We start from the raw sequence: 13771 nt of genomic DNA, 5'->3' as shown, positions 1-13771 counted from the left end.
CGTATCCTCGTCCATATCAGACATTTCGGAAGGGTTGACTGTCGAAGGCGCGAGTGAGGCGGAGCGTGGTTCGGGCCGGCGAAGAACCGATACCGACGGGGCGTGCGCCAGGCGGCACGGGGCCCGCCAGTTTCCGTGAGCGGTTCCTGCAGGGTGAGCCGGTCGAGACGGGTGTGCGCGCGTCGATCCTGGATTCCTGGCGGCGCTGCCGGACCCTGGGGCTGTCACCGGACCAGCCCGACCTTCCCTTCCGGGAGGACTTCGAACCGGACGGACGGATCGTCCGCGCGGCCGTTCCGGTGCTCGACCGGCTGCAGGCCACGTTCGCCGGCAGCGCGATGAACATCTCCCTCGCCGATGCGAGCGGGACGGTTCTCCTGCGCCGTTTCGGAGAAGCGTCGCTGGCCAGAGCTCTCCCGGCCATCCAGAGCGTCCCCGGGTTCGTGTTCGCCGAGAAGGTCGCGGGTACCAACGGCATCGGTCTCGCCCTGGCCGAGCGCCAACCCATCCGGGTCTACGGTGCCGAGCACTTCGCCGAGCGCTCCCAGGGCAGTGCCTGCCGCGCGCTTCCCGTCCGCGACCCGCTCAGCGGCCGCATCGAGGGCGTCCTGTGCTTCGGCTATCCGCGCAGCGCCGAGGACCCGGCGCTGGACACCGTGATACGCAAGGCGGCCGAGACCATCGAGCGGCGGCTGCTGGGGCAGAGTTCCTCGCGTGAGCGCGCTCTGCTGCGGGCGTACCTGGACAGCGGAGCCGAGGCCGCCGCAGGTTTTCGGCACCGCATAGGGGTGCGGGAACTGGCCGTGGAGATGAGCCCCCGCGACCGGGCGATCCTCATGGAGAAGGCCGCCGAGCTGATCGCCTGCGCGCAGCGGGCCTGTGCCGACGTGCCCCTGTCCGACGGCCGTCGGGTCACGCTCGTGAGCCGGCCGATGACGAGTGCCTCCGGAGTGGAGGGCTTCGCCATCGAGGCCGTGGTCCCCGGTCCCTCACCGCGCGAGCCCCTCGCCTTCCCGCATCAGGTCCACGAGCCGCTGGGCCCCCCTGCCGAGCTTGCCGTCGCCACCTCCCTCACGTTCTCCGGGGCCGTTCCCGACCTGGCGCGCGGGCAGCTCCCTGTCACCCCGCCGTCGGAGTATCTTCCCGGCACGGAGCACGGCCCTGTCCCCGTGGGCGTCGAGCGCGTCACGGCCGGCGACGGCACGACGGACGAGCACTCCGACTCCCCGCCCTCGGCAAGAGGGCTCATGATGGTGGGGGAGCCGCACGTGGGGACCTACGCCCTGGCCGCGCGCCGCCGCCTGGAATTGCTGTCCGAGGCCGGCGTCCGCATAGGTACGACCCTGGATGTGCGCACTACCGCCCGGGAGCTCGCCGAGTCGGCGGTGCCGCAACTGGCCGACTTCGTCACCATCGACCTGCCGGAAGCCGTGCTCCGCGGCGAGGAATCCGCCGATCCTCGCAGTGACCTACGCCGTACGGTGGTCCACGGCATCCATGACGACTGTCCCTTCCACCCGGTCGGCAAGCAGGTCGACTACGGTCCGACGATGCCGCAGTCGCGGTGTCTGACGAGCGGCCAGGCAGTGCTGGAACCGGACCTGAAGGCTGCCGCGGGCTGGTTCGGGCAGGACCCTGAGCACTCCGCACAGCTGCTGAGCCACGTCCACTCCCTCATCGCGGTGCCCCTGGTCGCCCGCGGCGCAGTTCTGGGCGTGGCCGGCTTCTACCGCGCGCAGGACTCGCCACCGTTCGGGGACGACGACCGGTCGCTGGCCCAGGAACTGGCCGCCCGTGCCGCACTGTCCATCGACAACGCCCGGCGCTACACACGCGAACGCGCCATGGTCCTGGCCCTGCAGCGCAGCCTGCTCCCGCACGGTGTGCCGGACCAGGACGCCGTCGAGGTCGCCCATCGCTACCTGCCCGCCGAATCCGACGTCGGAGGGGACTGGTACGACGTCATACCCCTGTCCGGCAGCCGCATCGGGCTCTTCGTCGGCGACGTCGTCGGCCACGGCATGCTCTCCGCGGCCACCATGGGGCGGCTGCGCACGGCCGCCCGCAGTTTCGCCGAACTCGACTTCCCCCCGGACGAGGTCCTCACCCACCTCGACAAACTCGTGGGACGCCTTGACCGGGAGGACCCCGGCGCCGTGGACGCAGGCATCATCGGCGCGACCTGTCTCTACGCCATCTACGACCCGACCACACAGCAGTGCACCATGGCCCGCGCCGGCCATCCCCCGCCCGCTCTGGTCCACCCCGACGGCACCGTGTGGTTCCCCGACCTGCCCGCCGGACCCCCGCTCGGCCTCGGCGGTCTGCCGTTCGAAGCCGCCGAGCTCGACCTCCCTGAGAACAGCCGGCTGGTCCTCTACACCGACGGGCTCATCGAGGACCGTCACCGCGACGTCGACGTGGTCCTCGATCAGCTGCGCGCCACGCTGGCCCAGGCGAACGGCACGCCCGACGAGACCTGCGAGGCGGTACTCGACACGGTGGCCCCCGCCCACCCCTGCGACGACATCGCCCTGCTCGTCGCCCGCACCCACGCCCTGGACCCCCAGCGGATAGCCACCTGGGACCTGCCCGCGGATCCGGCCCTGGTCAGCGAGGTCCGCGCCTCCGCCACCCGGCAACTGACCGACTGGGGACTCGACGAGGCCGCGTTCGCCGCCGAACTGGTGCTCAGCGAGCTGGTCACGAACGCCATCCGCCACGGCGCAGGGCCCATCCGGGTACGGCTGCTCCACGACCGCACCCTGATCTGCGAGGTCTCCGACACCAGCAACACCGCCCCGCACCTGCGCCGGGCGGCCAGCACCGACGAGGGCGGCCGCGGCCTGTTCCTCGTCGCGCAGCTGACGCAGAGCTGGGGCACGCGCTACACCCAGCAGGGCAAGGTCATCTGGGCCGAATGCGGGCTCGAGGGGGCCTGAGGCGCCGACCCCGGCGATTCGCTGCTCCGTTGGGGTAACAGAGAGCGGCCAGATGTCAGAAAATGTGCGATATGTGACGCTAATGTCACTGATGTACATCGGAAGAACACGACAGGTCCAACCCCGGAGAGGTCCGTGCACGAGGCCCACGACACCTCTGCGCATGCGGTCCCGCCCTTCGGGGCGGAACCTCTCGTCCGTGTCCGCGGACTTGCCAAGCGCTTCGGGGGAACCCTCGCGCTCGCCGGGGTCGACCTCGATGTCCACGCCGGCAGCGTCCTCGCCCTCCTCGGTCCCAACGGAGCCGGGAAGTCCACGCTCATCAAGGTGCTCGCCGGCGTCCACCACGCCGACTCGGGGCAGGTCACCGTGGCCGGGCACCCGCTCGGGAGTCACGCCGCTTCCCGGCACATGTCCTTCATCCATCAGGATCTCGGCCTGGTGGAGTGGATGACGGTAGCCGAGAACATCGCTCTGAGCACCGGGTATCCGCGCCGCGCCGGACTGATCTCCTGGCGGCTCACCCGAGAACACTGCACCGAGGCCCTGCGGGTCGTCGCCGGACATCTCGACCCCGACACGCCGATCTCCCGCCTCGCCCCGGCCGAGCGTTCGCTTGTCGCCGTCGCACGAGCCCTGGCGGCACGGGCGAGACTCATCGTCCTCGACGAGCCGACCGCCCGCCTGCCCGCCGCGGACTGCACCCGGCTGTTCCGGGTGCTGCACACCCTGCGCGACCGGGGGCACGGCATCCTCTACGTCAGCCATCGCCTCGACGAGGTGTACGAGGTCGCCGACACCTTCGCCGTGCTGCGCGACGGACGCCTGGTCAGCCACGGCTCGACGGCGACCCACACTCCTGCCCGCCTGGTGCGCGCCATCACCGGCGAGGGGCCGGCCGATCACCGCCCCGCCACCACCCCGGCCGGCGGCCCGGCCGTCCTGACCCTGGACAGGGTGCGCACCCCCGACGCGGGACCGGTCAGTCTGGAGCTCAGGCGGGGGGAAGTCCTCGGCCTGGTCGGCCTCACGGGCGCGGGACACATGGGTCTCGCCCGGGCCCTCGCGGGCGCCCGGCCCCTCCTCGGGGGACGGGCCCTTCTCGGCGGTCGCCCGTACCATCCCCGTACGGTCGCGGACGCCGTCGGACGGGGTGTCGCCCTCGTACCCGGTGACAGACAGCGGGAGGGTTGCCTCGCCGAGCTGACCGTACGGGAGAACCTCCTGGCCAACCCCCGGGCGGGAGGCATGTCGGCGCTGTGCTGGATCAGCCCCCGCCGTGAACGCGCCGAGGCCGGCACCCTGATGGAACGGTTCTCGGTGCGTCCCCACGACAGCGAGGCCGCCATCGCCACCCTGTCCGGGGGGAACCAGCAGAAGGTCATGATCGGCCGGTGGCTGCGGCTGGCCCTGCGCCTGCTGATCCTCGAGGAACCGACGGCGAGCGTGGACATCGGTGCCAAAGCCGCGATCCACCGCCTGCTCGACGAGGCGCTCGCCGCCGGCCTCGCGGTCCTCCTCATCTCCAGCGACTTCGAGGAGGTCGCGGGCGTGTGCCGGCGCGCCCTGGTCTTCGTCCGCGGATCCGTCACGACCGAGCTGACCGGCCCCGCCCTCACGGTCACCGAGCTCACGCGGGCGGCTTCGGCCCTGCCCTCCTCCGGAACCGCGGCGAATCCGTGACCGGCTCCCCCTCTCCGGCTGCGCCCCCGCCACGGCCGCGTCGCCCTGGCCCACCGAGGCGACTCGCCCGACTGCACGGCCGGAGCGGGCAACTCATCGGCGCCTACGGCCTCCTGACCCTCACCGCCCTGCTCTTCCTGATCTTCTCCCTCACCCTGCCGCGTACCTTTCCCACCCGGGACACCGTCGACTCGATCCTGTCCAACCAGTCGATCCCGGCCGTCCTCGCACTCGCCGCGATGGTCCCCATCGTGACCGGCGCGTTCGATCTCTCCATCGGCTACGGTCTCGGCCTGGCGCACGTCATGGTGATGCAGCTCGTCGTGGCCGACGGGTGGCCCTGGCCGCTCGCCTGCCTCACGGTGATCGCCGGAGGGGGTGTCGTGGGCGTCCTCAACGGTGTCGTCGTCGAATTCGGACGGATCGACTCGTTCATCGCCACCCTCGGAACCGGCAGCATGATGTACGCGGTGACCGGCTGGGTCACCGGCGGCAGCCGGATCGTCCCCGGCCCGCAAGGCCTCCCGGCCGCCTTCACCGACATCTACGACTCGACGTTCCTCGGCCTGCCGGTTCCCGCCTTCTACGTGCTCGTGCTCGCGGTCGCCCTCTGGGTGGTTCTGGAGCGGCTGCCGCTCGGCAGGTACCTGCACGTCGTCGGATCGAACCCGCGCGCCGCCGACCTGGTCGGCATCCCGACCCGCAAGTACACCGTCTACGCCTTCGCCGCGTCGGGACTGATCGTCGGCTTCGACGGAGTGCTGCTCGCGGCCCAGCAGCAGATCGGCAATCCCAGCGTCGGCCTCGACTACCTGCTGCCCGCGTTCGTCGGGGCCCTCCTCGGCTCCACCGCCATCAAGCCCGGGCGCCCCAACGCCCTGGGCACCCTCGTCGCCGTCGCCGTCCTCGCCGTCGGCCTCACCGGCATCGCCCAGATGGGCGGCGATTTCTGGACGGTCCCGTTGTTCTACGGCGGCACCCTGCTCCTCGCCGTCGGACTGGCCGGCTACTCCGCTCGTCGCCGACTGCGCACCGGCGCGGTCGGCGCCCGCGATTCGCCCGCCGTGACACAGGACGACGGCACGCCGGGCAGCCCTCCATGACCCACGCCGCGGGCACCGCCAAAGTGCCCGGGCGGCATCCTCCGCAAGGAGCTTCCGTGCACCGCAACCGCAACACCCCCACCGTCCGCAACGCGCGGTCCACTGCCACCGCCCTGGTGGCCGCGGTCCTCGTGCTGGCCGGCTGTGAACGCGGCTCGTCGAGCGGCCCGGCGCACACCACCTCGGGTCCGAGCGGCTGCCCCGCGGCCCAGACCAGGGCCCAGGCCGCCGTCAGCCGGGCGGAGCGGACCGACATCCCCTGGAACGGACCGACCAGCGGTCCCACCGCGGTGGCCGGCAAGACCATCGTCTACGTCGCCCAGACCATGACCAATCCCGGAGTCGCGGGCGCCGCGGACAGTGTGCGGAAAGCCGCGCGCGTCATCGGCTGGCACGTACGGGTGATCGACGGTGGCGGCACCCCCGCCGGCATCCAGGCGGCGATGAGCGAGGCCGTGGACGTCAGACCCTCGGGCATCGTCATCGGGGGCTTCGACCCTGGCTCGACCTCGCAGCAGGTGGCGCGTGCGAACGCGGCAGGCATCCCGCTCATCGGCTGGCACGCGGTCGCTTCCCCCGGCCCCAGCCGCCGCCCCAGGCTCTTCACCAACGTCACCACCAAAGTCGAGGACGTGGCCAGAGCCAGTGCGCAGTGGGTCATCTCGAGCTCCGACGGCACAGCCGGGGCCGTGGTCTTCACCGATGCCTCGATCCCCTTCGCCAAGTACAAGTCCGACCTGATCAGGAAGGAGCTGGCCACCTGCGCGGGGGTAGAGCTGCTGGCGTACGAGAACATCCCGATCCCGGATGCCGGCAGTCGCACGCCCCGGGAGATCTCCTCACTGCTCTCCCGTTTCCAGGGGAGATGGACCCACTCCGTCGCCATCAACGACCTGTACTTCGCCGATGCCGCCCCGGCGTTCCGCGCGGCCGGCAAGAAGGGTTCCGGCCCGCCCTTCAACATCGGCGCCGGCGACGGCGACCCCTCCGCCTTCCAGCGCATCAACAGCAAGCAGTACCAGGCGGCCACCGTGCCGGAGCCGCTGTCCCAGCAGGGCTGGCAGATCGTCGACGAGTTCAACCGCGCCTTCTCCGGCCGGCCGGCCAGCGGGTATGTGGCCCCCGTCCACATCAGCACGGCCGACAACAGCCACGGCGCCACGACCTGGGATCCGGCGGGATACCGGGAGGCGTACCGGAAGATCTGGCGCATGTGACAGTGGCGGCAGTGGCTGGTCAACGTGGCGGGGCGTACTCGGTGAGCAGGAGCGCGATGTCGTCCGCCCTGTCGGGGGAAGCGTGGCAGGCATCCCGCAGCAGCCCGTCGGCCAGATCGTCCAGGCTGCCCCCGCCAAGCCGGGCCAGCGACCCCCGGAGTCGCTCGATGTCGGAGCCGATGTCAGAGTCGCGCCTCTCGATCAACCCGTCCGTATAGAGGGCCAGGACCGAGCCGGGAGCGAGACGCAGCTCCGACTCCGGAAAGCGCGCCGTCGCGTCGATGCCGAGCAGTGGGCCGCCGGGCACGTCCAGGATCTTGGTGTGCCCGTCGGGCAGGCGCAGCAGGGGCGGGAGATGGCCCGCGCGGACCATGCGCACGATCCCCGAGCGGGGATGGAATTGGGCGTAGCAGCAACTGGCGAGGAGCACCGGGTCGAGGTCCATGTGGAGCCGGTTGGTGCCGGCGGCGACGTCGCTCGGTCGGTGGCCGGCGGCGACGAATGCCCGCATGGCGCTGCGCAGTTGGCCCATGGCGGCCGCGGCGGGGACGTTGTGCCCCTCGACGTCCCCGACGATCAGTGCGACTTCGTCGCCGGTGGGGATGACGTCGTACCAGTCGCCACCGATGTCCATCCCCCTGGTGCCCGGAAGATAACGCCCGGTGACGTGCAGCCCCGGCACAGTGGGCAGCCGGTGCGGCAGCAGCGCGTGCTGCAGGCCGCGGGCGAGGGCGAATTCGGCGTCGTAGAGTCTGGCGCGTTCCAGCGCCTGGCCGATCAGGCCGCCCAGTGCGGTGAGGACTCCGCGCTCCTCGTCGGGGAACCGGTGGATGTCGTCGAAGCCGAGAATGCAGGCGCCGACCGGGTGGTTCGAGGCGATCAGCGGCAGGAACGCCCAGGAGTTGGTGTGACCCACCATGAGCCCGGGGTAGCTCTCGCGGAGCTGCTCCCGGGACTCGACGAACAGCGGGACCCCGGAGGTCAGAGCGTCCGTCACGGGCAGCCGGGCATGCAGCGGGGTGCCTTCGAACCGGGCGAGAAAGCGTTTCGACAGGCCGCGCTGAGCGAGCAGGTGCAGGCGCCGTTCCTCCACCACGGCGATCGCCAGCTTCTGGCCGCCGAACGCCGGCAGCAACTGTTCGGCGACGGCATCGAACACCTCGTCCGCGGTGGCCGCCTCGGTGAGGGCGCTGCCCAGCGTGAGCACCCGGTAGAGGGAACCCACGCGGGGAGCCCCGGGCGGAGGTGCCGAGGAGATGGGCGGCCCCTCCTCGGTGACTGGTGCACCGGGTATGGTGCCGGCCGGTACGGGCTGCCGCACTCGTGAGGCCCATCCCGTCATGCCCTGAGCGCCCGGGTGGAGGGAGAAGACCAGCCACTGGTCCGGCGGGCGGCGGACCAGGAAGGAGACCGGTTGCTGGGAGACGGCGGCGGCCCGGTAGCGGTCCTCGTACACGGGATCGGCCAGCCAGGGCAGGATGTCCCAGAGGCGCCGGTCGAGCAGTTCGTCCTGGCGGACCCGCAGCAGATCCTCGAGGCTGTGGTTGGCGTAGACGAGGCGTCCGTCGGGAGAGAGCGCGAAGAAACCGTCCGCGAGCCGCTCGATCGCCGCCACGGCGGCCATGCCGCTCCCGGAATCCAGCACGGCGCCGACCAGGTGGCAAGAGGCCTCCGAGTCGTCGGGGCTCTCCGGTACCCGGCCCCACAGCTCGACGACGCGGTGTCCACCACGACCGTCCAGGATCCGTAGGCGGTGCGCCAGTAGGTGTCCCTCCTCGACCGCGGCGCGGGCGGCGGACCCGAAACCGGGCAGATCCGCCGGCTCGATGCAGGCCGCCAGTGTGGCCGCCCGACCGTCGAACGCGCGGGGCGCAATCCCGAAGATCGCGCACAGCTCGTCGTCGGCAGTGAGGGCTCCGGTGTCGAGGTTCCAGTCGAACAGGCCCACCCGGATCGCCGGAGCGGACGGCAGCGGGACCAGTACCGGAGCCGTCCGCTCGTCGTACTCACCGAGCGTGCCGCGGGCCCGCAGTCCGGCGAGGGCGGTGCCCAGCCGGTCGGCGGCGGAGCGCAACTGGCCGCGCTGCGCCCTCGACAGTCCTGTCCCGTCCGGCCTGGGCGTCCACACCACGGCGATGGCGCCGAACGTCCGCTCGCCCGCCCGTACGGGGACCGATGCAGAGCCGAACGGGTAGGGCAGGGCGATCGAGAGCTGGGGGAAGCGCCGCATCGTCTCCTCCGCGCCGGCCAGGTGGACCATGCGCCCGGAGCGGCACGCCTCCGCCACCGGCATACGGCTGTTGACCGGGATCCGACGCCACCCGCTGAGCAGAGAGGGCGGTGTCCCGCAGGACGCGGCCACGACGAGCGAGCGATGGTCGCCGGAGAGCAGGAACACGCTTCCGGTATGTGCTCCGGTGACCTCCACGGCATGGACCACGGCCCTCGCCAACGCGTCGTCGCGCTCGGGCGCTTCGCCGACACCCGCGGCGCTGAGCGGGTATGAGCTCGATGCCATACCGTTGGCCGACACGCTGCCCTCGATCATCCCGGGAGTGCTTTTCCCAGTTTAGGGTCACTCGCACCACTCTGAGGCGGGATGTCGGGCCGGTATGGGTAAGCGGATTTTGTCCCCGCAGGCCGGACGGAGCCGGGGAACGTTCGCCAGGTTGCCCGATCATGAGGGAGAGGGTTACCGACGAGTTGGAAGCCTCTCTGGGCCAGGGCGCCCTGGAGCCGCGCAGGGGCTGTCAACGGTGGGCCCTCAAGCTAAACCAGGGGTTGCCCTGACGGGGGTCTCAACCGTTGTCTTCGCGAAGGGCCTTGTCGATCTCGCCCAGTGCTCCGGTCAGCTGCGTGTAGTCGTCGGCTGTCAGCGGTTTGACGAAGTACTTCTCCACCACCTGTGCATGGACGGCCGCCGCCCGCACGAACGCCGTACGTCCTTCGGGGGTCGGCTCCACCAGGGCCACCCTCCGGTCCTCGGCGGACGGTACGCGACGGACCAGGCCGGCGTCCTCCATGCGGTCGACCAGGCGGGTGGTGCCGCTGCTGGTGAGGGTGAGGTCGTCGGCCAGCTGTCGCTGGGAGACCTCCTCGCCGGGGCGGCGGCAGAGACGTATCAGCACCTCAAGCATGGTGTGGCTGATCCCGCACTCCTGCCGCAGCGCGCTGTCGATGCGCTGTTCCAGGCGCGTGGCGGACTTGATCAGCAGGCCGAAGTCCCGCACAAGCGGGCTGTTGGCGGCACGGGCTGCGACTTCGTCGCTGGGCTGCGGGGTGGGGTTCATCATCGTCGATTTTACTGCTTCCTCACCTACTGCTGTCTCAATCGCTGACTAGTCAATTGCTGACTGCTCAGCTAAATTCTCGAGAAGTGAGCTCACCATCGCGAGCGAGAGGAAGATCAACGTGGACCTGCAGCACTGGCTCAGCCGGGCCACCCACGCGATACAGGACTGGACCGAGGCCTTCGGTCCCTATCAGCGCCACCCGTCCCTGCAGGTGGACGACGACCGCTTCGCGTCGGTCTTCGCAGGGTTCACCGAGAGGCTGAAGGACAACTACCCCTTCTTCCACCCGCACTACGCGGGCCAGATGCTCAAGCCCCCGCACCCCGCGGCGGTGGTCGGCTACCTCACCGCCATGCTGATCAACCCCAACAACCACGCCCTGGACGGCGGCCCCGCCACCGCCGCGATGGAACGGGAGGTCGTCGCGCAGCTCGCCGCGATGTTCGGTTACGACACCCACCTCGGCCACCTCACCACCAGCGGCACGATCGCCAACCTCGAAGCCCTCTTCGTCGCCCGCGAACTCCACCCCGGCCGCGGCATCGCCCACAGTGCCGACGCCCACTACACCCACGGCCGCATGTGTCACGTGCTGGGTATGACGAGCCACCCCGTCCGCACCGACAGCCAGGGACGGATGGACCTCGAAGCGCTGGAGGGCGTACTGCGCACCGGTCAGGTGGGCACCGTCGTCGTCACCACCGGCACCACCGGACTGGGCGCCGTCGACCCCGTTCACGACATCCTGCCCCTGGCCGAGCGGTATGGCGTCCGCGTCCACGTCGACGCCGCGTACGGCGGCTTCTTCACGCTCCTGGCCGGAGCCGCCGGCATCGAGGGGCTGGCGCCCGAGCCCTGGCGTGCCATCGCATGCGCCGACTCGGTCGTCGTCGACCCCCACAAGCACGGCCTGCAGCCCTACGGCTGCGGAGCCGTCCTCTTCCGCGACCCCGAGGTGGGCCGCTTCTACCTCCATGACTCGCCGTACACCTACTTCACCTCCGCCGAGCTGCACCTCGGCGAGATCAGCCTGGAATGCTCCCGCGCCGGCGCCTCCGCGGCCGCCCTGTGGCTCACCTTCCAGCTCCTGCCGCCCACCCCCGACGGTCTCGGCCGGGTCCTGGCGGCCGGCCGCCGAGCGGCCCTGAAGTGGGCGGACCTGATCGAGACCTCGGACCTCCTGGAGCTCTACCAGCAGCCCCAGTTGGACATCGTCACCTACTTCCCCGCTGTCGATCCCGCGACCCTCAGCGGCATCGACGCGGCATCCGCGCGCATCCTGGCGGACGGCATGACGGCCCCCGATCCCGTGTACGTCAGCACCCTCAAGGCCGGCCACGAGGCGTTCACCGCCCGCCACCCCAAGATCACAACAGACACCGACGCCGCCCGGATCCTCCGCAGCGTCCTGATGAAGCCGGAGTCCGAACACCACGTCGAGCACCTGCACCACCGGGTTGAGCAACTGACCCGGTCCCGCTGATTCGCCCCGCCGGACCCCAGGGCGGAGTCAGGACCTGACTGCCGTACCCCTGACCGCACCCGCCCGTCGCCAGCCGGTTGACTCTTTGTCAAATACCGTTATTGGAAAGGAAGTTTACGGTCACATTCGGAAGAGAAAGGGCGTACACACTACCTTCACACCGTGTAGCTTCTCTCCGTCAGTAGAGGCTTGAGCAAGGGTGGATGCGTGGTTGCCTCTCCGCATGCCGAAAAGTTCGCCGCCTGCCTTCGGATGCTGAAGGACCGCAGCGGTCGGGGCTACGACCGCCTCGGCAAGGAGGCGGGCGTCAGTGGTTCCAGTCTGCATCGGTACTGCTCCGGCCTCAGCGTCCCCACGGACTACCGGGTGGTGCACGCCTTCGCCAAGGTGTGCGGCGCCAGTGCGGAGGAGCTCCGCGAACTGCACCGGCTGTGGGCGCTGGCGGACACCGAGCGGGACGTACCGGCTGCGACTGCCGAGGAGATCACCCCGCCGGAGATCACCCCCGACGGGACCGAAAAGCCGCGACGGTCCCGGATGCCCGAGAAGCTGTCCTCCCGTGTGGCGGTGCTGGCCGCCGTCGCCGCGGTGGTACTGGTGGCCGGCTTCGTGTGGCTGCCCGGCAGTGGTCCGGCCGGTGAGCCGGCGGCCAAGGGCAAGGTGCTGGAGTCCCCGGCGTGCGCAACCGTGAGCATGGGGGAGCACGACGAGTGCGTGCGCGAGGTCCAGAACCTGTTGGTGCGGGCCAAGGGCAGACTCGCAGTCGACGGGGACTTCGGGCCGGAGACACTGCGCAGAGTGACCGCGTTCCAGGTGCTGGCGGGAGTGACGGCCCGAGGCGTGGTCGACGAGGACACCAAGAAGGCGCTCTATGCGCAGAAGGTGAGCATGACGACCTGGTCGCCGGCCGAGGTGACGAAGCGGATCCGGGAGGTGTTCGTCGAGGATCCCGACACGGCCGTGGCCATCGCCCGCTGTGCGTCGTTCCTCGACCCGTTGTGGGTGCTGCCCAACACCAACGGCAGCCGCAACTGGGGCGTGTTCCAGATCTCCGACGCCCGCCTGCGGGACCTCGACGGCACACCGCGCCGGGCGTTCGACCCGGACTGGAACATCAAGGCGGCTCATCGGCTGTGGAGCGTCCGGCACGACTTCCACGACTGGCCCTCCTGCGAGGCGGCGTTGAAGGACACACCGAAGAGCTGACGTCCGGAGCTCCGGGCACCGCCACGGCGCCACCCGGAGCTCCGCTCCCCCGAAAGCGGCGTCAGATCGTGCCGCTCTCCCACCACCAGTCGCGCCCGAGGTCGGCCCTGCTGTCGACGTGCTGGTGGTCGACGGTGTACCTCTCCAGCCCGGAGAACCCACAGGTCTCCGCCTTCTGGTAGACGGTCTTGTTGGCCACGCCGGGCACGTCGAGGTCGGCGGCGGTGCCGTACAGGTGCATGCTGTCACTGGCCCCGCCGATGTCGGCGTTGTGCGCGATGCTGCGGAAGCCGGAGTTGACCGTGATCGGCTTGTCGCCCAGCTTCTTGCGCAGCGCCTCCAGCTTGTACATACAGCGGCGGACGTTCTCCTTCACCTGTGACGCGCTGAGTTTGCCGCCGTCGAAGGTGCCACTCGACTGGTCCACGAACTCGCTCCAGTTGAAGTGGAGCGTGGAGCCGTCCGACTGCTCCAGCGCGTTGAGCTTCGCCTGGGTGTTGGGTCCTACGCTGGCGTCGGCGCTGAGGCCGTACGCCGTCTGGAACCGGCGCACGGCCGCCGCCGTGCCGGGGCCGAAGTCCCCGTCGATGCCGACCCGGCTGTGGCCGGCACTGTCCGCCGCCCACCCCGCGATTCTGATCTGCAGCTCGGTCACGTCGGCGCCGCTGTCGCCCTGTGTCAGGGTGCGCGACCACGCATAGGCCTCTGCGGTGCCCGAGAACAGCAGCTGCCCGAACGCGACGCCGGCACCGGCGGCCAGCGTGCCACGCAGCATGGCGCGGCGGTTGAGGGGCCGGAAGGAGGAAGCCATGATTGCCCTTTCGGGGAACGGTGGTGCGGGAGA

9 protein-coding genes are annotated in these 13771 nt (G+C 70.6%); 6 read left to right on the top strand and 3 right to left on the bottom strand.

Features of this window, described 5'->3' with window-relative positions:
* Positions 1–65 precede the first annotated feature (65 nt).
* The 4 genes from IH68_RS0109540 to IH68_RS0109525 all read left to right on the top strand — a co-directional run bounded on the left by IH68_RS0109540 (position 66) and on the right by IH68_RS0109525 (position 6945).
* Positions 66–2942 (top strand): SpoIIE family protein phosphatase, encoded by a 2877-nt coding sequence (locus tag IH68_RS0109540; RefSeq protein ID WP_030931438.1) that lies wholly within the window; start codon positions 66–68, stop codon positions 2940–2942.
* A gap of 135 nt (positions 2943–3077) precedes the next feature.
* The gene (locus IH68_RS0109535) at positions 3078–4625 is read left to right on the top strand and encodes a sugar ABC transporter ATP-binding protein (RefSeq protein ID WP_030931435.1); all 1548 of its coding nucleotides are present in this window, start codon (positions 3078–3080) and stop codon (positions 4623–4625) included.
* Entirely contained in the window at positions 4622–5728 is a 1107-nt protein-coding gene (locus IH68_RS0109530; protein ID WP_030931431.1) for an ABC transporter permease, read from the top strand. Before IH68_RS0109535 ends, IH68_RS0109530 begins: the two co-directional genes overlap by 4 nt.
* A 56-nt stretch (positions 5729–5784) precedes the next feature.
* Complete coding sequence (locus tag IH68_RS0109525; RefSeq protein ID WP_030931429.1) at positions 5785–6945, top strand: substrate-binding domain-containing protein; 1161 nt, start codon at positions 5785–5787, stop codon at positions 6943–6945.
* Positions 6946–6964: 19 nt separating this feature from the next.
* On the opposite strand, the gene IH68_RS0109520 is transcribed toward IH68_RS0109525, so the two are convergent.
* Together IH68_RS0109520 and IH68_RS0109510 are read right to left on the bottom strand one after the other, a co-directional pair.
* A complete protein-coding gene (locus IH68_RS0109520; protein ID WP_234341299.1) occupies positions 6965–9463 on the bottom strand; it encodes a SpoIIE family protein phosphatase in 2499 nt (832 codons plus the stop codon).
* Positions 9464–9743: 280 nt separating this feature from the next.
* Positions 9744–10238 (bottom strand): MarR family winged helix-turn-helix transcriptional regulator, encoded by a 495-nt coding sequence (locus tag IH68_RS0109510; RefSeq protein WP_234341297.1) that lies wholly within the window; start codon positions 10236–10238, stop codon positions 9744–9746.
* Positions 10239–10356: 118 nt separating this feature from the next.
* Between IH68_RS0109510 and IH68_RS0109505 the strand changes: the two genes are divergently transcribed.
* Together IH68_RS0109505 and IH68_RS0109500 are read left to right on the top strand one after the other, a co-directional pair.
* Positions 10357–11721: a pyridoxal phosphate-dependent decarboxylase family protein gene (locus IH68_RS0109505; RefSeq protein ID WP_030931421.1), complete on the top strand. Its 1365-nt coding sequence runs from the start codon at positions 10357–10359 to the stop codon at positions 11719–11721.
* Between the two features lie 207 nt (positions 11722–11928).
* A complete protein-coding gene (locus IH68_RS0109500; protein ID WP_030931418.1) occupies positions 11929–12927 on the top strand; it encodes a helix-turn-helix domain-containing protein in 999 nt (332 codons plus the stop codon).
* 61 nt (positions 12928–12988) lie between these two features.
* On the opposite strand, the gene IH68_RS0109495 is transcribed toward IH68_RS0109500, so the two are convergent.
* A complete protein-coding gene (locus IH68_RS0109495) occupies positions 12989–13738 on the bottom strand; it encodes a D-Ala-D-Ala carboxypeptidase family metallohydrolase (RefSeq protein ID WP_030931415.1) in 750 nt (249 codons plus the stop codon).
* Positions 13739–13771 lie beyond the last annotated feature (33 nt).

The organism is Streptomyces sp. NRRL S-646, assembly GCF_000720765.1.
Classification (GTDB): Bacteria; Actinomycetota; Actinomycetes; order Streptomycetales; family Streptomycetaceae; genus Streptomyces.
This window is presented reverse-complemented; position numbering and strand designations above follow the sequence as displayed.